This is a genomic window from Eubacterium segne (genome assembly GCF_014287775.1).
GTDB classification, from domain to species: domain Bacteria; phylum Bacillota; class Clostridia; order Lachnospirales; family Lachnospiraceae; genus Eubacterium_G; species Eubacterium_G segne.
Window position 1 is genome coordinate 223,008 of record NZ_JACOOZ010000001.1, and the last position, 23,569, is coordinate 246,576.

At 37.9% G+C, this 23,569-nt stretch carries 31 protein-coding genes and 2 pseudogenes; 4 read left to right on the forward strand and 29 right to left on the reverse strand.

Annotated elements, in window-relative coordinates; all coding sequences use genetic code 11:
- Positions 1-34 precede the first annotated feature (34 nt).
- The 7 genes and pseudogenes from H8S00_RS00995 to H8S00_RS01025 form a co-directional block, all read right to left on the reverse strand.
- Positions 35-607 (reverse strand): CDP-alcohol phosphatidyltransferase family protein, encoded by a 573-nt coding sequence (locus tag H8S00_RS00995; protein ID WP_186839817.1) that lies wholly within the window; start codon positions 605-607, stop codon positions 35-37.
- Complete coding sequence (locus H8S00_RS01000; protein ID WP_186839818.1) at positions 597-1,661, reverse strand: FUSC family protein; 1,065 nt, start codon at positions 1,659-1,661, stop codon at positions 597-599. Before H8S00_RS01000 ends, H8S00_RS00995 begins: the two co-directional genes overlap by 11 nt.
- A 33-nt stretch (positions 1,662-1,694) precedes the next feature.
- Positions 1,695-2,738: a sensor histidine kinase gene (locus H8S00_RS01005; protein ID WP_186839819.1), complete on the reverse strand. Its 1,044-nt coding sequence runs from the start codon at positions 2,736-2,738 to the stop codon at positions 1,695-1,697.
- Positions 2,738-3,448: a response regulator transcription factor gene (locus H8S00_RS01010; protein ID WP_186839820.1), complete on the reverse strand. Its 711-nt coding sequence runs from the start codon at positions 3,446-3,448 to the stop codon at positions 2,738-2,740. Before H8S00_RS01010 ends, H8S00_RS01005 begins: the two co-directional genes overlap by 1 nt.
- Positions 3,427-4,860 (reverse strand): phospholipase D family protein, encoded by a 1,434-nt coding sequence (locus H8S00_RS01015; protein ID WP_186839821.1) that lies wholly within the window; start codon positions 4,858-4,860, stop codon positions 3,427-3,429. Before H8S00_RS01015 ends, H8S00_RS01010 begins: the two co-directional genes overlap by 22 nt.
- Before the next feature lie 175 nt (positions 4,861-5,035).
- Positions 5,036-5,374, reverse strand: a complete 339-nt coding sequence (locus H8S00_RS01020; RefSeq protein WP_243053056.1) for a MarR family winged helix-turn-helix transcriptional regulator — start codon at positions 5,372-5,374, stop codon at positions 5,036-5,038.
- A gap of 88 nt (positions 5,375-5,462) precedes the next feature.
- Positions 5,463-5,726, reverse strand: a pseudogene (locus H8S00_RS01025) (citrate/2-methylcitrate synthase); the annotation flags it as partial.
- Between the two features lie 320 nt (positions 5,727-6,046).
- Between H8S00_RS01025 and H8S00_RS01030 the strand changes: the two are divergent.
- Positions 6,047-6,688 (forward strand): sugar O-acetyltransferase, encoded by a 642-nt coding sequence (locus H8S00_RS01030; protein ID WP_118589291.1) that lies wholly within the window; start codon positions 6,047-6,049, stop codon positions 6,686-6,688.
- A 283-nt stretch (positions 6,689-6,971) separates the two neighbouring features.
- On the opposite strand, the gene H8S00_RS01035 is transcribed toward H8S00_RS01030, so the two are convergent.
- The 19 genes and pseudogenes from H8S00_RS01035 to dinB all read right to left on the reverse strand — a co-directional run bounded on the left by H8S00_RS01035 (position 6,972) and on the right by dinB (position 16,448).
- Positions 6,972-7,361: an arsenate reductase ArsC gene (locus tag H8S00_RS01035; RefSeq protein WP_202030722.1), complete on the reverse strand. Its 390-nt coding sequence runs from the start codon at positions 7,359-7,361 to the stop codon at positions 6,972-6,974.
- A gap of 2 nt (positions 7,362-7,363) precedes the next feature.
- Complete coding sequence (locus tag H8S00_RS01040; protein ID WP_118589290.1) at positions 7,364-7,738, reverse strand: thioredoxin family protein; 375 nt, start codon at positions 7,736-7,738, stop codon at positions 7,364-7,366.
- A pseudogene (locus H8S00_RS01045) lies at positions 7,692-7,976 on the reverse strand (permease); the annotation flags it as partial. The gene H8S00_RS01040 and the pseudogene H8S00_RS01045, both read right to left, overlap by 47 nt.
- Complete coding sequence (locus tag H8S00_RS01050; RefSeq protein ID WP_117541312.1) at positions 7,976-8,272, reverse strand: ArsR/SmtB family transcription factor; 297 nt, start codon at positions 8,270-8,272, stop codon at positions 7,976-7,978. The pseudogene H8S00_RS01045 and the gene H8S00_RS01050, both read right to left, overlap by 1 nt.
- Positions 8,273-8,534: 262 nt before the next feature.
- On the reverse strand, positions 8,535-9,059 hold the full coding sequence (locus H8S00_RS01055) for a flavodoxin family protein (RefSeq protein ID WP_055176454.1): 525 nt from the start codon (positions 9,057-9,059) through the stop codon (positions 8,535-8,537).
- Between the two features lie 420 nt (positions 9,060-9,479).
- On the reverse strand, positions 9,480-9,938 hold the full coding sequence (locus tag H8S00_RS01060; RefSeq protein WP_118589289.1) for a methionine--tRNA ligase: 459 nt from the start codon (positions 9,936-9,938) through the stop codon (positions 9,480-9,482).
- Positions 9,939-10,143: 205 nt separating this feature from the next.
- Complete coding sequence (locus tag H8S00_RS01065) at positions 10,144-11,379, reverse strand: site-specific integrase (protein ID WP_117613589.1); 1,236 nt, start codon at positions 11,377-11,379, stop codon at positions 10,144-10,146.
- A 34-nt stretch (positions 11,380-11,413) separates the two neighbouring features.
- Positions 11,414-11,578, reverse strand: coding sequence for a DUF6290 family protein (locus H8S00_RS01070; RefSeq protein WP_227081569.1), 165 nt, complete (start codon positions 11,576-11,578; stop codon positions 11,414-11,416).
- A 96-nt stretch (positions 11,579-11,674) separates the two neighbouring features.
- A complete protein-coding gene (locus tag H8S00_RS01075) occupies positions 11,675-11,887 on the reverse strand; it encodes a DUF6462 family protein (RefSeq protein WP_117477964.1) in 213 nt (70 codons plus the stop codon).
- Complete coding sequence (locus H8S00_RS01080) at positions 11,880-12,311, reverse strand: type II toxin-antitoxin system PemK/MazF family toxin (protein ID WP_117477963.1); 432 nt, start codon at positions 12,309-12,311, stop codon at positions 11,880-11,882. The genes H8S00_RS01075 and H8S00_RS01080 overlap by 8 nt, the downstream gene beginning before the upstream one ends.
- Positions 12,312-12,314: 3 nt before the next feature.
- Positions 12,315-12,683, reverse strand: a complete 369-nt coding sequence (locus tag H8S00_RS01085; RefSeq protein ID WP_117477962.1) for a recombinase family protein — start codon at positions 12,681-12,683, stop codon at positions 12,315-12,317.
- Positions 12,684-12,694: 11 nt separating this feature from the next.
- Entirely contained in the window at positions 12,695-13,039 is a 345-nt protein-coding gene (locus H8S00_RS01090; protein WP_117613588.1) for a helix-turn-helix domain-containing protein, read from the reverse strand.
- A complete protein-coding gene (locus H8S00_RS01095) occupies positions 13,014-13,166 on the reverse strand; it encodes a hypothetical protein (RefSeq protein ID WP_243129821.1) in 153 nt (50 codons plus the stop codon). Before H8S00_RS01095 ends, H8S00_RS01090 begins: the two co-directional genes overlap by 26 nt.
- Positions 13,167-13,228: 62 nt before the next feature.
- Positions 13,229-13,636: a recombinase family protein gene (locus H8S00_RS01100; protein WP_117613586.1), complete on the reverse strand. Its 408-nt coding sequence runs from the start codon at positions 13,634-13,636 to the stop codon at positions 13,229-13,231.
- A gap of 150 nt (positions 13,637-13,786) precedes the next feature.
- A complete protein-coding gene (locus H8S00_RS01105; protein WP_117627420.1) occupies positions 13,787-14,134 on the reverse strand; it encodes a helix-turn-helix domain-containing protein in 348 nt (115 codons plus the stop codon).
- Positions 14,135-14,302: 168 nt separating this feature from the next.
- A complete protein-coding gene (locus H8S00_RS01110) occupies positions 14,303-14,506 on the reverse strand; it encodes a hypothetical protein (protein WP_243010316.1) in 204 nt (67 codons plus the stop codon).
- A gap of 176 nt (positions 14,507-14,682) precedes the next feature.
- A complete protein-coding gene (locus tag H8S00_RS01115; RefSeq protein ID WP_186839822.1) occupies positions 14,683-14,937 on the reverse strand; it encodes a hypothetical protein in 255 nt (84 codons plus the stop codon).
- A 5-nt stretch (positions 14,938-14,942) separates the two neighbouring features.
- A complete protein-coding gene (locus H8S00_RS01120; RefSeq protein WP_004611567.1) occupies positions 14,943-15,185 on the reverse strand; it encodes a LexA family protein in 243 nt (80 codons plus the stop codon).
- A 15-nt stretch (positions 15,186-15,200) separates the two neighbouring features.
- Positions 15,201-16,448: a DNA polymerase IV gene (gene dinB, locus H8S00_RS01125; RefSeq protein WP_117529002.1), complete on the reverse strand. Its 1,248-nt coding sequence runs from the start codon at positions 16,446-16,448 to the stop codon at positions 15,201-15,203.
- 238 nt (positions 16,449-16,686) lie between these two features.
- On the opposite strand from dinB, the gene H8S00_RS01130 reads away from it, so the two are divergent.
- The 3 genes from H8S00_RS01130 (at position 16,687) to H8S00_RS01140 (ending at position 18,630) form a co-directional block, all read left to right on the forward strand.
- Positions 16,687-17,421 (forward strand): helix-turn-helix domain-containing protein, encoded by a 735-nt coding sequence (locus H8S00_RS01130; protein ID WP_117482444.1) that lies wholly within the window; start codon positions 16,687-16,689, stop codon positions 17,419-17,421.
- An 84-nt stretch (positions 17,422-17,505) separates the two neighbouring features.
- Positions 17,506-17,706 carry a helix-turn-helix transcriptional regulator gene (locus H8S00_RS01135; protein WP_004611564.1) on the forward strand — a complete coding sequence of 67 codons (201 nt, stop codon included), beginning with the start codon at positions 17,506-17,508 and terminating at the stop codon, positions 17,704-17,706.
- 150 nt (positions 17,707-17,856) lie between these two features.
- Positions 17,857-18,630, forward strand: a complete 774-nt coding sequence (locus H8S00_RS01140) for a MerR family transcriptional regulator (RefSeq protein WP_242991902.1) — start codon at positions 17,857-17,859, stop codon at positions 18,628-18,630.
- Here H8S00_RS01140 and H8S00_RS01145 read toward each other — a convergent pair.
- From H8S00_RS01145 to H8S00_RS01155, 3 genes are read right to left on the reverse strand one after another with little or no spacing between them, the layout of a single operon-like run.
- Entirely contained in the window at positions 18,584-19,864 is a 1,281-nt protein-coding gene (locus H8S00_RS01145; RefSeq protein WP_117529001.1) for an amidohydrolase family protein, read from the reverse strand. The genes H8S00_RS01140 and H8S00_RS01145 overlap by 47 nt on opposite strands.
- Before the next feature lie 54 nt (positions 19,865-19,918).
- Positions 19,919-21,805, reverse strand: coding sequence for an ABC transporter ATP-binding protein (locus tag H8S00_RS01150; RefSeq protein WP_117761253.1), 1,887 nt, complete (start codon positions 21,803-21,805; stop codon positions 19,919-19,921).
- An 18-nt stretch (positions 21,806-21,823) separates the two neighbouring features.
- Positions 21,824-23,569, reverse strand: a complete 1,746-nt coding sequence (locus H8S00_RS01155) for an ABC transporter ATP-binding protein (RefSeq protein ID WP_117761255.1) — start codon at positions 23,567-23,569, stop codon at positions 21,824-21,826.

Consider the following 23,569-nt stretch of genomic DNA (forward strand, 5'->3'; position numbering starts at 1 on the left):
AAATATTTTTCTAGTCATTGCAATATAAAATTGCTTATACAATCTCTCCTTTAAGAGTCCTTGTATTCTGTATAATATACAGAGCGACCGATATGACCATCATTATAGCGCACAAACCAATCAACAGATCTGATACCATCGGTGTAATGTGGAACCATATAATATGCACCGCTGCAGTTCCATATAATAAAAAGGTTACTATCTTTCCATGCCAATCTGCACCATGTACTTTTCCTGTCTTTTGTATCACAAGACATCCACTGACTACCATATACAGCTCCTTACCTGCCATTATTACGATTAAAAGAAGCACATGCGGAAAACGAGTAAACAGACAGATTAACATCGCTGCCTGTGTCAGCTTATCAGCCACCGGATCAAGTATTTTTCCTAAATTACTAATCCTATGGAATCTTCTTGCGATATATCCATCAGCAAGATCCGTAAGACCAGACAGCAATAAGATTTCACCAGCTAACAGAGGATTTTTCTTTACACAATAACTCCATATAATTACCGGAATCAGACAAAGCCGAAAAAAAGAAAGAAGATTAGGAACCGTAATAATTCTATTCAAATTTTCTTCCTGATTCACTTCACTCTGCATGTACGGTCACCTCACTTTCCTTTTTTTTAGACATAAACCAATAAAATATAACACAAAATGCTAAAGCAAACACAACACCAAAAACATTTTGAATCACTCTAAGACTAACCGCTCCTTTTAGTCCATAAGTCTCTGCAGCAATGGCTAAAGCACCAAATGTGTTAAATACTGCCTGCCAGCCATATTGTGCTGAAAATCCTACACCGATTCCACCAAGAATTCCTATATATGCATAGATTGACGAAGGAAGCAGAAAATATAATACTGTAAAACATATAACACCTGCAATATTTCCGACAATCCTTTTACGGACTCTGTAGTGCATATCTTCCATAAACGGCAAAATCGCGGACATGGCCGCAATACCAGCCCACATTGCACGTGGCATATTACAAAGTTCTGCAATGCAAAGGACAATCGGTACGCATAAAATCTGACATATCTGCCATTTTGTTCTGGAAGAAGTGATATCAAATTCTTGTATCAGATCTTTCAGATTTCTTTTATAGGTTCTGTTTTTATGATTTCGATAAAATACGAAGCAGGTAAGTGCTGCACCTAAAGCCATTCCGACTAATCGCATCTGATAGCTTTTTCCCGTAACATCATAACCATATAGCAGTAGATACCCAAGAACCAATGTAGATTGATTAAACATGAATGGATTATGGCATCCGAACAGAATCAACACAGCCAGTGCCACAATATTCAACAGCATTCCCAATACCGGTGAAAACTGATTTGCTAAATGCGGACATACAGTCATAATTACAAAGAACAAAGCCAAAAGCATCGTAGATTGTCCGGTGTGGATCCCCAGATCCGCATTTCTAAACACCATGAGACATAATAAGACTACTACACCTACAATGCTGTTCTCATTTCCAAATAGGATACTGAAAATACTAACAAAGAAAAAACAAAATGCCATTGTAGCAGCTATCTTCACCAGATATACCCACATATGATATAATTTTTCTTTTAATGTTTCACTCTTTTTCAACAGGTTTTTAGAACCTGCCTGATTTAACTGCAACTCCTGATAAAATGTCATATAAATCCTCCCATCTTCTAATTTATCTTAAAACTATATAATCTCATCTTTCTGCTTTGGCAGCTCTATAACAAATCTGCATCCACCATATTCACGGTTTTCTGCTTTGATTGTTCCTCCGGCACTATCTACAATCCGTTTTACAAGTGCAAGACCTAAACCATTTCCTTCTGCTTTATGAGATCCATCTACCTGATAGAACTTGTCAAATATTCTGGATTTTACATCATCCTCTATTCCTGGTCCTTCATCTTCCAGAATGAACTTAACAGAATCCTGTTCTTGTTTCAGAAACATCGTAATTGTCCCCTTTGAAGGGCTGAACTTAATCGCATTATCCAAAAGATTTATCCAGATATGCATAAAAAGTCCTTCATTCCCAGTATATTTAACTTCCTCCAATTCTACCTGAAAACCAATTTCTTTTTCTGTCCATTTTGTTTCCAATGAAAGAAATGCCTGGCGGATCTGTTCATCCAGACGATATTCTGTTTTTTTCATTGGTATATTCTGATTCTCTAACTTGGATAACAGCAAAATATTACCAACCAATCCGGAAAGTCTTTGGGTGTTAAATAAGATTTTTTCTACATATTCCTCTTGATCCGGAGACAGTTCTTCTCCCTGAAGCAGCATTGTATATCCTTCAATGGCATTAATCGGGGTCTTAAACTCATGAGAAACATCAGATACAAAATCCATCTGCAGCACCTCCGTTGCACGAAGTTCTTTTGTCATAACGTTAAAACTTTGATAAGATTCTCCAACTTCTGCTATACGGCTGTTCGTTTCCAAATGCTGTTCAAAATCTCCCTGAGAAACTTCCTTCATTGCTTTACTAAGTCTGGTAATTGGTTCCAGTAACTTTGCATTAATAAAGGAAGTGATCAGCCCTGCAATCAATGTATTGAAAATCAAAAGCCAGCCAAGCACAGGTATGCTGCCCGGCAGATTTAAAAAATGATTCAAAAAAGCAAATAATAAAGCAGATATGACTGTTGAAAATACAAGTGCCAGCCAAATTGCACCAGTCAGACAGGCTCGGATCCTCAATCCTTTTTCTTTCTTTTGTTCCATTATTTTTTCACCACCTTGTATCCAATTCCACGCATTGTTACGATTTCAAAATCAGGGTTATCTTTAAAACGCTCTCTGATTCTTCCTATATGTACCTCTATCGTATGTGGGTCTGCCTCCGTCTCGTATCCCCATACTTCATCCATCAACTGTTGTTTTGTAAATGTTCTGCCTGGCGAAGCTGCAAGCTTATATAAAAGCAGGAATTCTTTTTTAGGCAAAACAAGACTTTCCTTATCAGTTGTAACCGTCATTGCATCATAATCAAACTCTGTTGAACCGATCACAATTTTGTGTTCATTCAGTATCTGTGCACGGCGAAGCAGTGCTCCGACTCTTAAAACCATTTCATTCACATTTACCGGTTTTACCATATAATCGTCACTTCCCGAAAGAAATCCCTGGCGCATATCATCAAAGGAACCTTTCGCAGTGATCATAAGTACCGGTATCTGATATCCTGCTGAACGGAGTTCCGACACCAGTTCATAACCATCCATAACCGGCATCATAATATCAGAAATGATCAGATCAATATATTCTTTATCCAATACTTCTAATGCCTGTGCTCCATCCGATGCACTTTTGACTTGATATCCATTCTTCTCAAGCACTTTTTGGAATAACTGGCTTAATTCTTTATCATCTTCTACAATCAATATTTGAAACACTTTTTCCTTCCTCCTTATTAAAACAGATACCTTGCCCATCCAAGCAGATGCTGTATCAAAAATATTTTTCTCTGACGTTTCTTTGTTAATTCGATTGGCTCTACATGATATGGATCATTATAAGTTCCGCCTTCTAATATCTGGCGGGACACTTTTTCATATTCCATCATGCCCTCTTCCAACTGTTTATTAATCTCTTTGCTACGTATTACAAGCATCAGTTCCGTATCCAGATACGTGCTTCTCATATCCATGTTAAAGGAACCGATTACGGATAGATCATCATCAATCAGGATGCTTTTTCCGTGGTACGAATAGCCGCCTTCATACTCCCAGATATTAATTCCTGTACTTAAGATTCTATTTCTGTTTTTCGCATAATCGGCAGCCCCAAATGGATTCCCATTATTCGCAACTGAATTTGTCATGATAGAAAAATCCGGAACTCTCTCCGCAATCTCTTTCCATGTATTATACATCATATCATTGCAGATAATATATGGTGTATGAATTTTCACGCGCTCTTTTGCATTTTTCATTAGTTCTCCCAGTTGATACCAGACTACTGGTTCCTTGGGACCTATGTGTATAGGATTTGACACTAATGCAATCTTTTCTGTCTCAAAAGTTTCGTCCGTGTAATCGGTATCGCAGATTCTTTCCTTATTCTCTTCAAAATATTTCTGATAGCCGTTCTGCAGCTCTAAAACTGCGTTCTTTACAGATTTTCTATTTGCCAGTTTTTTATTGTCATGAAAATAACCACTGTCTTCTTGTTCCCATATCGTTTCAAAATACTCTAACAACTGGTTAACTGAATTTTCTTTCTCAGGTTCATCGCAAACCACTAACACGTCTCTGTCATAGTTCTTATGTCCCGGAAAATCACCCAGGAAATAATTGTATGTATTTCTTCCTCCAAGAATATATCTCTTTCCATCTGCAATCAAATATTTATCATGCATTCTGCCCATCATTTTCCACGGTTTCAACGGATTGGCCTTATTATATAGTTTAATTTCAACATTCTCATGGGAAGATAATCCATAGAAATACGGATTTCCTTCCATATCAATCCAGCTCTCCATTCCATCTACTAACAGACGAATATGTACACCCCTGTCTGCCGCATCATGCAGTGCTCCTAAAATCAATTTTCCACTTTCATCGGATTGAAATGCAAAAGTAGAAAGAATAATTTCCTTTTTTGCATTCTTAATCAAACGCACTCTTTGTAAAAGCGCTTCTGGATTCTTTTCTATGATTACTGCCCGTTCTGTATTTTCACTGCATTCGTTCCATAACCCATTTTTTGTTTCTTTTTTGGTTGTATTGGACACCTCCGGCTGCTTTTTATATGCAACGCAGATTCCGAGCAATTCATAAAAAGCCACACATAAAAAAATTGCCAGTATAACAAGAAGGATTTTACATATTTTATACTTTTTCATTGTACATCACCTAATTCCTTTTTATTTCATACTTATACAATACAAAGTCAATCTCAATTTAACCTCAACAAGGTTTGTTTTTCATAAAAAAATATGACAGGCTTCTTTTTAAAGAAACAGTCATATTTTTATTCTAATATATGAAGGAGCTTTTCTTACTCCGTTGTATTAATCACTATTTTATTTCTTCCATAAGCTGTCGGATTTTTTTCAATGTACACCGTGTAACTGCCAGGTCATCTTCTTGTATATTCGATATGATTTTTTCATAAGCTTCTATCATTTTTTCTTTCTGACAATTACTTAATTCAATTGCCTTGTTCGTCAAAACAAGGTATGTTCTTTCTTTTTTTTCATCTAATTTCCAGATAATATATCCTTTATTTTCAAGACTTTTTACCATCTTAGATGTTTCTGGAATCGATAATTTCATGTATTCTGCCACTTCTGAAAGATATACTCCTTCATGACAGTCTGATTTTTCAACACATTCCTTTATGCTATAAAGTAACAAATAATCTGTTCTTTCAACAAATTCAAATATGCTTTCAACATTGATGCTCTTTTAAAAAAACTCCTCTGCACTGGTTCCTGCTATCATATTATCGTTCCTCTCTTTCTATATATTCTTTTTTGCTGACTAGACTCTTATATGCCGGGCGAATGATCTTATCTGTAGTTATCAATTCTTCCAGGCGATGTGCACTCCAACCAGCAATTCTTGCTATCGCAAATAATGGCGTGTACAATTCTCTTAGAATATTCAACATATCATACACAAAACCACTATAGAAATCTATATTAGGACTTACTCCTTTGAATATCTGACGCTGCTTTGCAATCAACTTAGGTGCAATCTTCTCAATTCCAGGCCGGTTCAGAAATGACAAGCCGCTTTTGGGATGGATCGTGGGCGGTGGTATTGTCTATACGCTCAGCATGATTCCATTTGTGAAGGACACCAAGGGGATGCACTTTATCTGGCATATCTTTGTGATGCTGGGGGCTGCGCTGCATTGGTTTGGAATGTACCTTTATGTGTATTAATAAAGGATAGATAAAAATGTGCCTATTTTCACAGTCCATTTTTCTGTTGCTAGTAGTTGATTATAGACATAAACAATGGTATCCTTTAGTCAGTTATAAACATGATGAGTAAATATTATAAATGCGAGGAGAAAATGCTATGGATAGAGTAGAGAAAATGCTTGGAAGAATGAAAGCAAGTAAATTATACAGATGTGTGGATTGGGATCCGGAGGGTAAGGCGAAGGATCTGGTAGATAAGTTCAACAGTGCTTCGAGGTCTGAGACTATGACAAGAACCGGAGAATATCTTGGACAATTATTTGCACACATGGGAAAGGAGTGTTATATAGAGCCACCTTTTTATTGTGACTATGGAACCAATATACACGTGGGAGATTATTTCTATGCAAATACAGGGCTGATAGTTCTGGATCAGTGTGATGTCATCATTGGAAATCATGCATTTCTGGGACCAAGGGTCAATATATACTGTGCATGTCATCCGATAGATGCGATGATCAGAAATACCGGTGTGGAGCTTGGCAAGCCGGTTACAATAGGCGATAATGTATGGATCGGTGGCAATACGGTCATCAATCCGGGTGTGACCATAGGTTCAAATGTTGTCATAGGCTCAGGGTCGGTTGTCACAAAGGATATTCCGGATAATGTGATAGCGGCAGGAAATCCATGTAAAGTCATAAGACTGATAACAAATAAAGATAAGGAATATTGGCTTAAGCAGCTAGAGGATTTTGAGGCAGACACAGGTGAGCAGGTAAAGCTGGAGCAGGACTGATTCAACATTGCTGCTGTGAGTTGAGATTCCAAAGCGTTTTTGAAGGATATACATTTGACAAATTACAGATTTACTTTCAGCTACGATGGCACACGCTATCACGGCTGGGAGAGCAAGAAAAGTGCAGACACGGTTGAAGGCCGTATAGAGCCTATATGCTTTTTCAAGTTTTATGCGGCTTTGAGCCGATTTTCTATACCACACATCCTAATGAAGAGCCAATAAAAGTTATAAAAAAGATGAAACAGACTGATAACTTCCAGTTTGCAGAACTGTAATCTGTCTATTTCATCCTATCTATCATATTCTTTATTTTCAGTTCTATCTGATTAATTACTTTGATGAAATCTTCGTCTGATTTTCCTGTCGGATCATCCAATCCCCAGTTATCATCAAATGGTCTTCCAATGAACGGGCATCCAACATTACATCCCATAGAAATAGCAATATCTGGCTCTGGTATATCCGAAATCAGCTTTGAATACTGTTCTTTCTCCATATCAATGCCATACATTTCTTTCATAATACGAACTGCATCCTGATTTATTTGTGGCTTCGTTTCCGTTCCAGCAGAATAACTTTCAAATACGTCGGATGCAAAATGCTTTCCCAATGCTTCTGCAACCTGACTTCTGCATGAATTATGGACACAAATGAACGCTACTTTCTTCATACCTATCCCCTAACTTTCTTTAATGCTTTTATCACATCATCCTTACTTAATACTTTCCACATTGAGACTACTTTATTATCAATAACCAGAGCAGGTGTACTCATAACTCCCATTGCCGCAATCTGACCAAAATCTGTAACATGGTCAATCTCATCCGTCATGCCAAGCTCACTAAGCGCTTCCTTCACATTCTTCTCCAATGCATTGCATTTATCACAACCGCCACCAAGAACTTTCACATTTGCTCCTGATGAAAGAGTTTCCTTTGCTGCCTCAACGCTTTCTTCATTGCAATTTCCACCACAGCAACAACCTGATTGTTCCAAGCTGTGTCCCTTTTGCAAGTAATGCTGCAATACAGTTTGCCCAGATTCCATGAAAACGCCCCATAATCTTCTTACTTCGTTCTGGTGGAAAGTAGCTTTGAATATAGGAAATCATAAAAATCAGGATACAAAGCAATATCGTTATCTTCAAAACATCATATAGGAAAAACTGTACACTTCCACCCATTCTACTTGAAGTATCCAAGCCAATTTTCTCAAGAAGATTTCCAATTAATGTACTCATCCATTTCATTCCCAAAATCTGATTTTGAATAAACTCCCAAATCATTATTGACAGCACCCACTTTCCTCTTTACAGCAGGATAATCCTTCAATAAAAGTTTTAAAGGCATTCAAGGTCTCACAATTCAATGAATAATGATGCCATCTACCTTCTTTCCAATCATTCACCAGCCCACATTCATTTAAGATTTTCATATGATGAGAAAGTGTAGGCTGCGTAATCTCAAAAGCCTCCAATAGTTTACAACCACATTTTTCTCCGTCGGAGAGCATTTGGATAATCTGCAATCTATTACTATCTCCCAATGCTTTACAAATAAGTGCTACATCTATTGTATTCATGTTGTCCTCCTTTACATAGATAATTGTCTATGTTTCTATTATGCATTATGCATAGATGATTGTCAATGTTTATTTTTATGGTTTACAAAATTCCCATCACCCTTTATTAGAAGTGTATGCTCATGATTTCAGGAACAACAAGAGCCAAAAGAAAACACCTGCCGCTTCTGACAGATGTTCCACTATAAACTATCTATTTTTCATCAAGACAAACACCGAGTTTCTCAATTCTAATTCTCCAAACTGGAATTTGGTGTGTGCTTTATAAATTTTTTCCGATCCACTCAAGTTCGTTCATGGAATCCTTATTTTTTTCAAGTTCATCTCTGGCTGTTGCGTAATATGATTTTTTGAAAAGCATATCCCATGAAAGATATTTTGCCATACAGTCAAACTGCTTATCAATAAGCTCATACTGGATACTGCCTACGGGAGAACCACCTACAACAATTGTGCCAACTTTTTTGTTTTTTAACTGCAATCCACGGCAGTAGCACTTATCAATGATAAGTTTCAATTGTGCTGACATTCCCCACCAATAAACTGGTGTAGCAAAAAGAATCATATCTGCGGCAGCAATTTTATCAATTGTAGAATTTGTATCATCCTTATCGACGCATCCCTTAGAGCATTGACAGACACCACATCCCTTGCATGGTGCAATGTTGAGTTTGTCGGGTTCAATGATTTCAATTTTATTCTTTTCTGACGCTCCTTTTATAAATGCATTGATTGCTGCCAGCGTATTTCCTTTTCTGGCACTTCCATTAATGATTACAATTTTCATGCGTGTATCCTCCAACTTCCGATTTGTATTTCTGTTTGTTTTAAAAATGGGCAACTCCGATTGGAATTGCCCACTCATTTATCACTCCAAAATCCAACGGCTTTGCCGTTGCCGTGCTTAGCACTCCTTGATTTTGTCGTTGTCACATCAGGTGAAAACAAATACTCGCTTTGCTCGTGCTTGTTTTCCTGCTGATGTTCCAAATTATGCGATTTTTTCTTGCTTGCACCGATTTCTGCATCAATTGATGTAAGTTTGATGTAAATCGCTATTTTTTTAGTTTTTTATCAAATGAAGTACGTCCCGTCTATTCGGTAAAACGGTACATCTTTACATCACGTCGACTAACGTCTCCGTGTGTTTTTCGCCTTATGTCGGTGTTCGCAAGCGCACACCGCCGCAAGGCTCAGTTTTCTCATCTTAATAGAGCTTTGCACCTGCCGGAATGTGGTCATCTACCATCAGAAGATGAAGCTTTTCTTCGCCTTCTTCTTCGTGGATAGCACTGAGAAGCATACCACAAGAGTCAATGCCCATCATAGCTCTCGGTGGAAGATTTGTGATAGCAATAAGAGTCTTTCCAACCAGTTCTTCCGGCTCATAAAAGCTATGAATACCGCTTAAAATGGTTCTGTCTGTGCCTGTTCCGTCATCAAGAGTAAACTGTAACAGTTTCTTTGACTTCGGTACTGCAACACACTCTTTAACCTTTACTGCACGGAAATCTGACTTGCTGAATGTATCAAAATCAACAAATTCCTCAAATAAAGGCTCTACCTTTACCTTAGAAAAATCAATCTTTTCAGGCTCTGCCTTCACTTCCACATCAGCCTTAGGTTTTACATCATTTTTCTTATTTACATCATCCAACTTCTTCATTGTCGGAAGCTTTTTCGCTCCTGCTGTAAAGAGCTGTAAGATGATTTACATTTCTTTAAATCATTACAATATTTTCTTTAGCAAGCTGTACTAAAATAACCAAATTTGCAGTCTTTTTTGGTCATATATTAGTCATATTAAATTTTTTTGGTCAATTGCCTAGTCCTCAAATCAGAGGACTCTTTTCTATATTATATCGTTGTTTCTAAAATACATCCATGTTCTTGGCAAGTTTCTCCAAAGCCTCTCTAGTAACCTCTGGATTTGCCTCCGCATAAATGTTCATGGTTGTGCTGACATCAGCATGTCCCATTACTTCTTGAATAACTTTTACATTGGTTTCGTTCTCACAAAACCTTGAAGCAAATGTGTGTCTAAAAATGTGACATGAAAACCTGGGCAACATTATAGGTTCTCTCTTCTTTTTCTTTGCCTCTACCTCTTCTTCGGCATTATGAGCATCAACGATTCTCTTGATTGCACGATTTACTGCCTGCGGATTATGTGGATTTCCAAACCGATTAGTAAATATAAAGTTTGTCATTCCATCAACCTCTGCAACACAAAAACCTTCTTCCTGCTGACGCTGGTATTCAGACTTGAGCACTTCATACACCGGTCCCATCATTGGAATTGTCCTTATTCCTGCTTCTGTTTTAGGTTCTGAAACCCTAAACTCACACTTGAATGAATTGTCAGATCTTGTGTAATAAGTAAGACTATGGTTAATATTGATTGTTCGTTTCTTCATATCAACATCGTCCCATCTGATGCCTATTGCCTCACCGATTCTGCATCCAGTTCCAAGCAGAAATACAAAAAACGGATACCAATGGAAGAAAAACGGATTCTTCGCAACATAATCAATAAATTCTCTCTGCTGCTCTACTGTCAGTGCTCTTCGACTCTTTCTAGCACCACCATTTCTTTTTTTCACCTCGGCATAAGCTCCATCTACAGGATTTCTTCTTATTATATCATCTCGTACTGCCAGCTCAAATGTAGGTCGCAATACAGTATTGATACTCTCCAAAGTATTTACCTGCAATCCTTTGTTCGTAATCAAATCCGTATAGAAAAATAAGACATCAGAATACTTTACATCCTTAATCTTTTTCTTTCCAAAAGTATCCCTGATAAAATGTTCCCATGTATATAAGTAATTTGCTTTTGTAGTGCTTCGCAACTCCGTCTTGGTAGAAATATATCTATCAAACAAAAAATTTACATCTGCACTTCCAGCAACATATACATTTAACCCGTCCATCTGGTCACGAACAAGTTCGTCTTCTTTCTGCCTAAGTGTTACAAGAGATTTCGCATATATCGTCCTTTGTTTTCCCAATGGATCAGTATAAATATATGAATACCTACCATCAGTTTTACGATAATGCTCTCCTTTTCGTAATACTCTTCCTTTACCATCTTTTCTACAAGCCATCTTTTCTCCTTTCTCAAAAAGAAAAGAGCCTGCATTACTTCTGGTCAGCCATTAGTTTCTCTAACACTGCCATTTTAACTACTTGCGTCATAGTCATGTTATGATTTTTGGTGTATTCAAGCAGCAATTCATGTTCTTCACCATTCAGTCTGATTGTAATCCTCTTATCAGCAGGATTTTCAGCCTTTGGTCGTCCCATCTTTGCCAATATATCACCTCCATCTGAACATAGTATACTTTATGTCGGACATAAAGTCAAGTATATTAATGCATACTCTTTCATATTCTTTTCAATTTATTTGTAGAATTCCTCGTCTTCTATATGAAATGTCTCCAGATATTCATCAAGAATATCAAGGTTCACAAGCACCAGTCTATTCATCTTATAACATGCTTTCGCATCCTTAGCTAACTGCTGGAACTTTGATAAACTCATTGAGTACATCTCTGCACCCTCTGGATATCTGACAAATCTCTTATTATTTGTTTTCCTTGTTCTGCTATCCATTTTGTTTCATCTCCAATTCCTCTAATACCATCTTACGTGCTACTGGTAACAGATTAAACTGCATAATCATTGCTCTATCCATTGCTTCCCTAATCTCTGATTCTCCCGGAATATATCCCGACTTAAAACGAACACAGCCCTTATTCAAGGTCTGAATATCCTCCGGCATAAAATCAGATCTATTGCTCAATGCATACCCTCTTATTTCTGAAGGCTCAACTATCACATGCACAGGATTATCTTTCAATTTTGATGATAATGGAACAACTGAAATCTGAGGTGCACCACCATGATTACTTGCATCACACGATACCACAATTCCAGGTCTGATTCCGCCCTGTACTCCATGTGGGTTACGACCAAAGTCTGCATATACAACGTCAAATTTTTTATATTTGTCATATCGTTTTTTATTCTTATTCATAACCTAAAACCCCCTTAACTGCATAGCCAGTCTGCCATCATCTACTGTAACAATAATTCCTCCTGCATCCTGAACCTGTGCTATTTTTATAAATGCATCAATAAGGTTGTCTGTAATAACACTCATGTTTGCGACTATTACACCATCTACCTGCTTTTTTCTAATCTTATCCACAATCTGATGCCACTGTCTGTCCACATCATTCTGTGAAAATCCATGTCGGCGTTCAGTGCCAACAATCATGTATTCTTTATTTTTTACATACTCATGAATATATTTACTCTGCTTGTCCTCTAAGCGATCCACTTTATCCAATGGTGCACTTACTGACAGATACTCTATACATTCAATCGTCTTTTTCTTTCTTCTCATAGCCAAACCTCCTATGAAACAAGCATCTCTGCATTATCAAGCATCTCGTTAAATATCTTTTGAAAATATGCCTTCCTGCTATAATCCATTAATTCCAACCTAGAGTCTATTGAATTTTCTTTCTTACCCTCTGCCACATTCAGGATTGTATTGGCATCTACTTTGAAATAATCAATTATCTTAAATAGATTTGTGATACTTAATGCACGTTCTCCATTCTCATACTTTTTGATAGTTGACTCACTAATACCAAGCTCAGCAGCAAGGGCTTCTTTTGTAAGATTTCTTTGGATTCGTAACGACTTAATCACGATTCCAACTTGATAACCATCATATTTCATCGCTATATCCTCCATCGTCCTTTGCCATTTCTCTTAACATCTCTACAGCTGCATCTTCTGTTTCATACTGACCAAGCCACTTCCCTCTCGAATCATGTACTACTGTTCCGAATGCAGTCTGCGTAAATCTGCAATCCTTCACAGCCGGGACTTGTTTGTCCCGACCGGAATGATTTTCTGTTGTCGATCTACCAAAGGACTCCATTAGCATCCAAAGTCCTCTGCATGAGATACAGTAATTGGCACCGGACCGACTTCAAGAGAATAGAGCCATATGCCCATATCTGTGATGGTCTTCACAAATTCCTCCAGATCATAAATGTCATCGGTGATCTCATTCAGGCTTCTGACTACTACAACCTCAAAATATCCCTCTTTAAGTGTTGCAAAGAAAGCATTCAGTGCTTCTCTGTCATAGTCCCTTGTCATTGAGCGATCACAATACGCATCATTTATTATTACTCCATTAGGTATTGCCTGATCACGCATACTTTCAACCATCTGGACTACATTGAGTTCCGCTCTGCGTGACTTTACAAATGCAATACCCTTTGCAAGCTCCTGATTATCTGTACCTTCGTTTCCTACTAAGTTAAAATCTCTTTTTTTCATTTTGTTATCTCCTTTACGATTTCGTATTGGAGAGTTTTGGCGCCTCCACTCTCGTGGTGTGCTGTATCTCAAGCACAAGTATATTGTAATCTGCCACACCTTAATTGCCGACCGTGTACAGGCGACAATTATGTCGTGTAAACACGACAATCACTTTTCAACTGACACTCTTTTCATCGCTTTCATCATTGCAAGGCACTGTCTTATCTGCAATTCATCCATATCTGAAAGAACATCCATTGCCTCAGATAACAGTTCTGATTTTTCTTCATTCTCCCCATACATAATGAAATCAACAGATACACCTAGTACGATTGCCAGACTATCTAATGTCTTTGTCTTAAAATCTCCACCATTTTCAATAGCCGACAATGCCTGTCTGCCTATGCCAGCTCTATGAGCTAACTCATCCTGTGACAATCCAATCGCCTTTCTTCTATCAGCAATTCGTAATCCTCTCTCATAATCCTTTTCTCTTGCCTGTGCTTTACTGCTCATAAATCCTCCTTGCCGCCCTTGGAAACGAACAAGTCGGATTACCTTTACAGCACAAAAAGACGCACGAGGAAACCAGTATCATAAATACTGTTCGTTTCCCCTGCGTCTCTGGTGCTTCCATCTTTTGATGTGCCCTTATCAGGTGGGCTATAATTTAATTTTCAATCGTTATATTCTGAAAGTTCCATTCTCAGAATGTTCCTTCATCATTCCCTCGGAATACTTCTTGAGTATCATCACTCGCTTGCATCTGTCACACTTAATTCCAATATTCTGAAGTGCCACAGTGGAATCATCACCGCATACAAAATATTCCATCATTAACTTGTTGCATTTTTTACATCTAATTTCTATAACATTTTCTTTGTTCAATTCAGTTCGCTCCTTATTCATACAAAATCATCAATCTACAATTCTGTACTCGTAAAGGAAAGGGAAATCACCTTTGCAAGCCTTTTGCCGAGAGTTCCGATGAATGTCTGCACATTCCCCGGCTTTGCTGATCTAAAGCCAACTGATATGAATTGTGCTGTAAGCACACAATCACATCAGGCTCCGGCTCTTTCCATAAACCACATATTGTTATCTTCATAGAAAAGGAATATTTCCTTTCCATCTACCACGCAGGTATAACGCTCTCCAACGCCACCAGCCCTTGTACTGGCAGCTCTGCGCTTGTCTTTTACTCGTGTAATCTCATACTTTCTGCCATCTTCCCATGTTATCTCTTTGGGAATGAGCAGTCCGTCCTTTGAAAACTCTGCAAGTACATCAACATATACCTTATTGCGCAATGTAATCACCTTCCTTACAAGATTGCTATTGCTCTAGAAGCATCCATCTTCCTTGCTATATAGCCTTTTTCTTCTAATATTTTCAGATGTGCATAAACACTTGAAGTCGATGCCACCCCTACCATCTTGCATATCTCCCTGATAGTAGGAGCATAGCCATTCACACGCTGATATTGCATAATGCTTTCATACACATTCTGCTGCTTCTCCGTCAATGGTGCTCTGTCTACCAGATCAATTCTTGCTGCTTCGCTCATGTTCCGCCTCCCTCTTTATCCAAAATACCCATGTGGATGTACTGTGTGTTCTTCTTTTGCATTGACTGCCGACAGAATCCTGTCCCGGTACATGAGTCCCCTCTGGATACTGTAAAATCCAAATCTTCTGCGTATCTCATCCACCGCTGAATCCATCTTCATCTGCTTTTCACGCTTCTCCACACTTGAGAACAAATCAATCTGTTCCCAATAATTATCTGTTACTAAGTCTGCACCTCGGACACCAACACTGCGGATCGGCTTGCTCCAGTTATAGTTTTCCTTAAATATCTGATAAGCATATGCAGCTATCTCTCCGGTGATATTCGTTGCATGGTCAATCTTTTTCTGACGAATAAAAGAGAATAACTCATTATCCCTGACACTTATCTCAACCACTCTGCACCGGAATCCATTCTCACGAAGTCTTGCTGCAACACTCTCAGCCAGAATATAAAGAACAATCTTTACATCCTCATCACATACTAAATCCTTTGGAGTCGTTGTGCTGTTTCCCACCGATTTGATTGGAGCGTGGGTATTCTCTAGCTTGACAGGTGAATCATCATAGCCATTCGCAAATGACCATAAGATACTGCCCATCTTTCCAAGGTGACTGTTAAGCACATCTTCATCTGCTCTTGCAAGATCACCTATGGTTTTAATACCAAATAATGCAAGCTTTCTGTTCGTACTTTTGCCAACGTATAGAAGATCTGCCACCGGAAGTGACCATGCCTTCTGCTTAAACTCACTCTTATACATAGTTGTGATTGCATCAGGTTTCTTATAGTCTGAACCAAGCTTTGCAAATATCTTATTGAAAGAAACACCAACACTTACTGTGATGCCAAGCTCTGACTTCATTCTCCTGCTGATTTCCTGTGCAATGAGCAATCCATCCCCTTTAAGGGAGCTGCTCCCTGTCACATCAAGCCAGCACTCATCAATTCCATATGGCTCCTGCCTGTCCGTATATTCTGCATATATCTCATGTGCCATTCTTGAGAATCGAAGATATAAGTCCATTCTTGGTGAAACAAACGTTATGTCAGGACAGACCTGCTTTGCCTGCCAGAGTGCCATTCCTGTTTTCACACCGTACTTCTTGGCAATATAGTCGGCTGTTAAGACAATCCCATGTCTTGCCTCCGGGTCACCGCCTACTGCCAGTGGCTTTCCTGCAAGCTCCGGATGATGCAGATGCTCAATCGAAGCATAGCAACAGTTGATATCTGAATGAAGTATTACCCTGTCTCCCATCTGCATAACCTCCTGCTGCATTTAATCTGTCACTACCATAACCTTTAGTCCAAGTATATGAGTAATGTTCCTTACAGGGCATAGTATAACCCCAAGAATAATCGACTGTCAACGGACACATGTGTCCTTTTTCTCATTATATTGGATTTTTAACTTGAATAATTGGCACTATTGCTATATACTATGGAGTGAAAAGAGACATTTGAAATCAACAAAATGAAAGAAAAGAGGCGTATGTATGTACTCAATCGGAGAAATCATTTCAACATATAGAAAAAAGAAAGGCTTGCTCCAACAGGATCTCGCTGATGAACTGGCAAAGGAAGGCATTACCATTTCCTATAAAGCCATATCCAACTGGGAGAGAAATCTTGCTGAACCAAGCGTTACCATATTTTACAAAGTGTGTAGAATCCTTGGTATTACTAACATGTATGAGGCATATTTTGGAGTAAATCCTGCCGATCCTTTCTCATCACTAACTGATGAAGGCAGGGAAAAAGCTATGGATTATATCAATCTGCTCCACGCATCCGGAATGTATGAAAAGCAGACTGCTAAGATAATTCCATTCCGTAGCATTGATATTTTTGAAAATGCTGTATCAGCCGGAACCGGTAACTTCCTTGTAGATGGACCGAAAGAGACTGTACGCATAGATGAATCTATCCTGCCAGAAGATACTACTTTCGGTGTCCGTATTAGTGGTGACAGTATGGAACCAGAATTCCACGATGGTCAGATTGCATGGATATTACAGCAGGAATCTGTTGCTAATGGAGAAATCGGCATCTTCGCTCTAAACGGAGAAGCCTATATTAAGAAATTACAAAACGATAAAGAAGGAATTTTCCTTATCTCACTCAATGAAAAGTATGCACCTATCAAGGTTAGTGAAAATGACCGCTTAGACATATTTGGAAAAGTTCTTGGAAAATCTGATGCTTGTGCTATTACAGGACATTGCCGATAAAATTGCAAGTCATTTTTATCGGACACATTATTTTGCATAATTGACAATAAGAAAATATCTATAGAACTGAAAGAAGGGATTTTTATGGCGGTTACCAATAATATAAGAGAAATACGTGAACAGCGAGGCATTTACCAGGATGACCTTGCCGCTGCTATTGGATACAGCACCAAAACTGTCGGCAGGATAGAGCGTGGGGACAGCACCCCATCTGCCGAATTTATGCTGCGGATATCAAAGTACTTTAATATGCTGGTGGAAGATGTATTCCATGTGGAAGATTGAGTCGGAGCAGCAATCCGGTTCACCTTCTATTTTGGACAGCTTTTCATGTCCTTATCAACAACTATAGTTTTTTTGATAAATGCTTGACTGTAAACCTTGTTTATAGCTTATTATTAAGTAAAATAGAGTTGCTCGAAAGGAGGGCATAATATGACTATAAAAGACGTAGAAGAGCGAACAGGTTTATCCCGTTCTAATATCCGTTTTTATGAAAAGGAAAAACTTATTGAGCCTTCGAGAAATGAAAGTAATGGTTATAGAGATTATTCTAAAAATGATGTGGAAAATATAAAGAAGATTGCATATCTACGTACATTGGGAATTTCTATTGAAGATATACGAAATATTATATCCGAAAAAGTAACATTGCAGGAAATGCTTGAGAAGCAAAAGGAAGTATTAAAAAATCAGATTACTGATTTGAATAAGGCGAAACTCATGTGCGAAAAAATGCTGGATGAAGGAAGTATTAGTTATGAAAAATTACAGGTAGAACAGTATGTAACAGATTTTCATGACTATTGGAAAGATAATCGAACTGTTTTCAAACTGGATTCAGTCAGCTTTTTGTATATATGGGGAAGTATGCTTACCTGGACTATGATTACCGCACTATGCTTGATTATTGGGGCTTTGTCTTATTCTAAGTTGCCGACAGAAATTCCAGTACAATGGAGTAAAGGAGTGGCAACATCCCTAGTTAATAAAAACTGGATTTTTATTTGTCCTGTTATATGTATCATAATCCGTTATTTATTAAAACCTTTTATCTATGCGAAATTGCAGATGAACAATTATTATGGAGAAATTATAACAGAGTATTTGACAAATTATATGTGTTTTATGAATAAAAAAGCCCCGCCGCAGCGGGGTTTTTTTATAGGAATTTATCAAGTTCAGTCTCGACACGCTTATTTATTTTAACTTTAGGATTTTCCATAATCGTTCCTCTTGCGACAACCATTTTTACATGTCGTAATGCTCTGAGGTCATCGAGTGGGTTTTCCTCGGTTACAATCATATCTGCACATTTATCTTTTTCGAGCGTACCGGTAATATCACCGATTCCCGCCATTTCGGCAGCTCTTGCGGTTGCCGTATACAGTGCAAACGCATTGGAAACGCCCGTATATTTGTGGAAATAATACAATTCTCTCCAGAAATCATACTGTGTAATCCACGGACATCCGACATCATTGCCAAGAACGACAGGTATATCATTTTCAAGTGCCGCTTTCGCACATGCAATTATTCCCTCAAACACAACATTTCCGTTAAACTGTTCAACTTCAGTTGCGTTGGTAATCGAACGATCAAACAATGCATACGGAAGTGCAGGCGAAATTGTTGTGCAAAGAAATGCTTTTCTTTCCTTGAATAACTTAATTGTATCATCATCAATTTTTGCACCGTGTTCAATTGAGTCAACACCATTTTCAAGAGCAACACGCACCCCCTGCGGAGATTCGACATGTGCAGCAACTAAATAGCCATTTTCATGTGCCTTGTCACAGACTACCTTTACCATTTCCGGAGACATTTTCAGTTCACCCGGAACACCTTTTTCTTTTGCGTCCATTACGCCGCCAGTAATCATAAGCTTTATCAAATCAACCTTTTCTTTTTCCGATTGCTCCAGATGTTTTAAGGCTGTATCTATACTGTCCGCCGCAACAGCAACAGAGCCAGCCATATGTCCGCCAGGCACGGAAATCCCTTCATTAGCGGCAAGTATTCTAGGTCCCATCTTTGTTCCTGCATTAATCTCATCTCTTAATTTTGTATCAAAACTTCCAAGTCCGCCAACCGTTCTTATTGTTGTCACACCGCTCATAAGCTCTGTTTTTGCAAATCCGGCAACCATACCGTATGCAATTGAACGCATAAGTGCATTTCCCATAAGTATTTTTACAAGTTTCTCATTATCACGCTGTTTTTTCTGCGGCTTGCCATTACCTGCAAGGTGAACATGCATATTTATAAGACCGGGCATAATATATCTGCGTTTTAAATCAACTTTTTCATATCCATTCAAATCCGTGCCTGCCTTGACAATATCCTCAATTTTATCATTGTCCGTAAGTATGACGAAGCCCTCTTTTACCTGCATATCTTTGGTTCCGTCAAGTATTTTTCCGTTAATATAAGCATATTTCATATTTTTATACCCCGTGTTTTTGAAATGTTTATTTAATACCAATTAATCAAAATCTTACGCACTGATTGACTTTCCTGTGTAAAGCTGATAGTATCTGCCTTTTTCTTCCATAAGCTGGTCATGTGTACCACGCTCAATAATTCTTCCCTGTTCCATAACCATAATACAGTCTGCATTCCGTACCGTAGAAAGACGATGAGCGATAACAAATGAAGTTCTTCCTGTCATAAGTGCATCCATACCACGCTGTACAAGTTTTTCTGTACGTGTATCAATAGAAGAAGTCGCCTCATCAAGAATAAGAACAGGAGGATCTGCAACTGCCGCCCTCGCTATTGCAAGAAGCTGACGCTGTCCCTGACTAAGGTTCGCACCACCGCCGGTAAGCACTGTGTTATAACCATCAGGAAGTCTTTTTATAAATCCATCAGCATTAGCAAGCTTTGCGGCAGCTATACATTCTTCATCAGCTGCATTGAGTCTTCCATATCTGATATTGTCCATAATCGTGCCTGTAAAAAGGTTGGTATCCTGTAAAACAATGCCCAGGCTTCGGCGTAAATCGTCTTTTTTAATATGATTAATATTAATTCCATCATAACGGATTTTACCATCCTGTATATCATAAAACCTGTTAATAAGGTTGGTAATTGTTGTCTTTCCGGCACCGGTAGAACCTACAAACGCAAGCTTCTGACCAGGTTTTGCGAACATTTTTATATCGTGAAGCACGATTTTGTCAGGATTATATCCAAAATCAACTCCATCAAATGTAACATCACCCTGAAGTCTTGTATACATTTCATCTTTGTTTGCAGCATTTGGTTTTTTCCATGCCCACATCTCTGTCAGTTCTTCAGTTTCATGGATTTCACCATTTGAATCATAACATATATTTACAAGTTCAACATCACCTTCATCTGTCTCTGGTACTTCATCACAAAGGTCAAATACCCTGCCGGCACCTGCCATAGCCATTACAATACTGCTTACCTGCTGGCTTATCTCTGTTACAGGCTGTGTGAAACTCTTGTTTAATGAAAGAAATGCTACAAGTGTACCAATTGTAAGTCCTGAAAAGCCGCTTAATGCAAGCACACCACCTACAAGTGCACACAAAACATAACTTATATTTCCTATATTTTCATTGATAGGCATTGTAATATTTGCAATTTTATTAGCATTGTTGGCACTTTCTCTTAACTTGTTATTAATCTGCTTAAACTGTTCAAGACTTTCCTGCTCATGACAGAATACCTTAACAACCTTCTGCCCTTCCATCATTTCCTCAATATAAGCATTTACTTTACCGATATCTTTCTGCTGTTCAATGAAATATCTGCCAGATGCAGCGGAAAGCTTTGATGTCACAAAAAGCATAATTGCAACCATAATAACAGATACAATTGTAAGTGGTATATCAAGAACTATCATACTTACAAATGTTGATACAAGTGTTATAAGTGAATTAAGAACCTGTGGAATACTCTGGCTTATAAGCTGTCTTAATGTATCAATATCATTTGTATATACCGACATTATATCTCCATGTGCATGTGTATCAAAATATCTGATTGGAAGTGATTCCATGTTAGTAAACATCTCTGTACGGAGCTTTTTCATAGTACCCTGACCAACATTTACCATAATTCTGTTATATCCGTAGGAACATAAAACACCCACTGCAAATATTGCTACAAGTTTTAAAAGAGCCTGTGCAAGCGGTGAATAATCAGGAACTGCCATCTGGGTAAGAGGCACAATGTAATTATCAATAAGTTTCTGTATAAATAAAGTTCCACATAATGTCGTAAGTGCCGAAACCAATATGCAAACGACCACCATGAAACATGCCAATTTATAATTTTTTACTATATAAGAAAGAAGTCTTTTTAATAATAAAAGCGGATTCTTCTCTTTGTTCTCATTTTTATTTTTCATGTCTTCCTCCTATTCTCACTATTCTGCCGATTCGTCGAAATCGCCGCCGCCCTGCATCTGAACTTCACAGATTTCGCGGTAAACTTTGTTATTTTCCATAAGATTCTCATGTGTATCAAAGCCACTGACTTTTCCATCTTCAAGAACAATAATTCTGTCGGCATCCTGAATACTTGAAATTCTCTGCGAAACTATAAGCTTTGTTGTTCCCGGAATTTTCTGGGCAAATGCCTGTTTGATTTTTGCGTCTGTTGCAGTATCTACAGCACTTGTCGAATCATCAAGAATAAGAACCTTTGGTTTTTTAAGCAATGCTCTCGCAATACAGAGTCTCTGTCTCTGACCACCTGAAACATTAGTACCGCCCTGTTCTATCCATGTATCATACTTCTTAGGCATTCTCTCGATAAATTCATCAGCACATGCCTGTTTACATGCCTCAACACAATCTTCATATGAAGCATTGTCATCACCCCATCTGAGATTGTCAAGTATTGTTCCTGAAAACAGGACATTTTTCTGTAATACTACAGCCACCTGATTACGGAGTGCATCCATATCATAAGTTCTTACATCTTTTCCGCCAACACATACAGAACCTTCAGTAACATCATAAAGACGGCTTATAAGGCTCACAAAACTTGATTTTCCGCATCCTGTACCACCAATAATACCAATTGTCTCACCTGCATTAATATGAATATCAATATCATGTAAAGTATCCTCTGTACTGTTTTTTCTGTATGAAAAATTAACATGATTAAAATCGATTCTTCCGTCTTCCACTTCTTCATAAGGTTTTTCCGGATTGGCAAGGTCCGCTTTTTCATTAAGAACTTCTGAAATACGCCTTGCACTTGCCGCACTCATTGAAACCATTACAAATATCATTGAAAGTATCATAAGTGCCATAAGCATGTTCATTACGTAACTGAACATTGATGTAAGATTACCAGTTGTAATTGAACCCGACACAATAAAATGTGAAGCAAACCATGACAATGCAACAATACATCCATATACAACAAGCATCATAGTCGGATTGTTAAATGCAAGAAATGACTCGGCTTTAACAAATGTTTTATAAAGATTATCTGCCGCTTTATTAAACTTTTTATTTTCATGCTCCTCACGTACAAATGCCTTAACAACACGGATTCCTGAAATATTCTCCTGAACGCTCGCATTGAGTTCATCATATTTTTCAAAACCTGATGTAAAAACCGGTGTTACTTTATATATAATAAAGAAAAGTACAAATCCTAAAAATATAAGTGCAACAAGAAATATAATACTTAATCTCGGACTTATTATTACACACATTGTAATACTGCAAATCATCATGAGAGGTGCTCTCACAACACTCCTTATTATCATCTGATAAGCATTCTGTACATTAGTTACATCAGTTGTCATACGTGTTACAAGACCTGCTGTACTGAATTTATCAATATTAGAAAATGAAAATGTCTGTATATTTTCATACATTTTCTCTCTCAGATTACACGCAAATCCTGTTGATGCTGCCGCCCCATACTTTCCTGCCTGTATACCACAAAAAAGGCTCAAAAATGCTATAATAAGCATTATTCCACCATAAATACCAACCTTTCTCATATCTCCGGCCTGTATTCCTTTATCAATTATTGAGGCTGTTATAAATGGAATAAGAATTTCCAAAAAAACTTCAACTGCAGTAAATATTGGCGTTATAATTGATTCTTTTTTATATTTGCCCATACATTTTGCTAATGTTTTTATCAT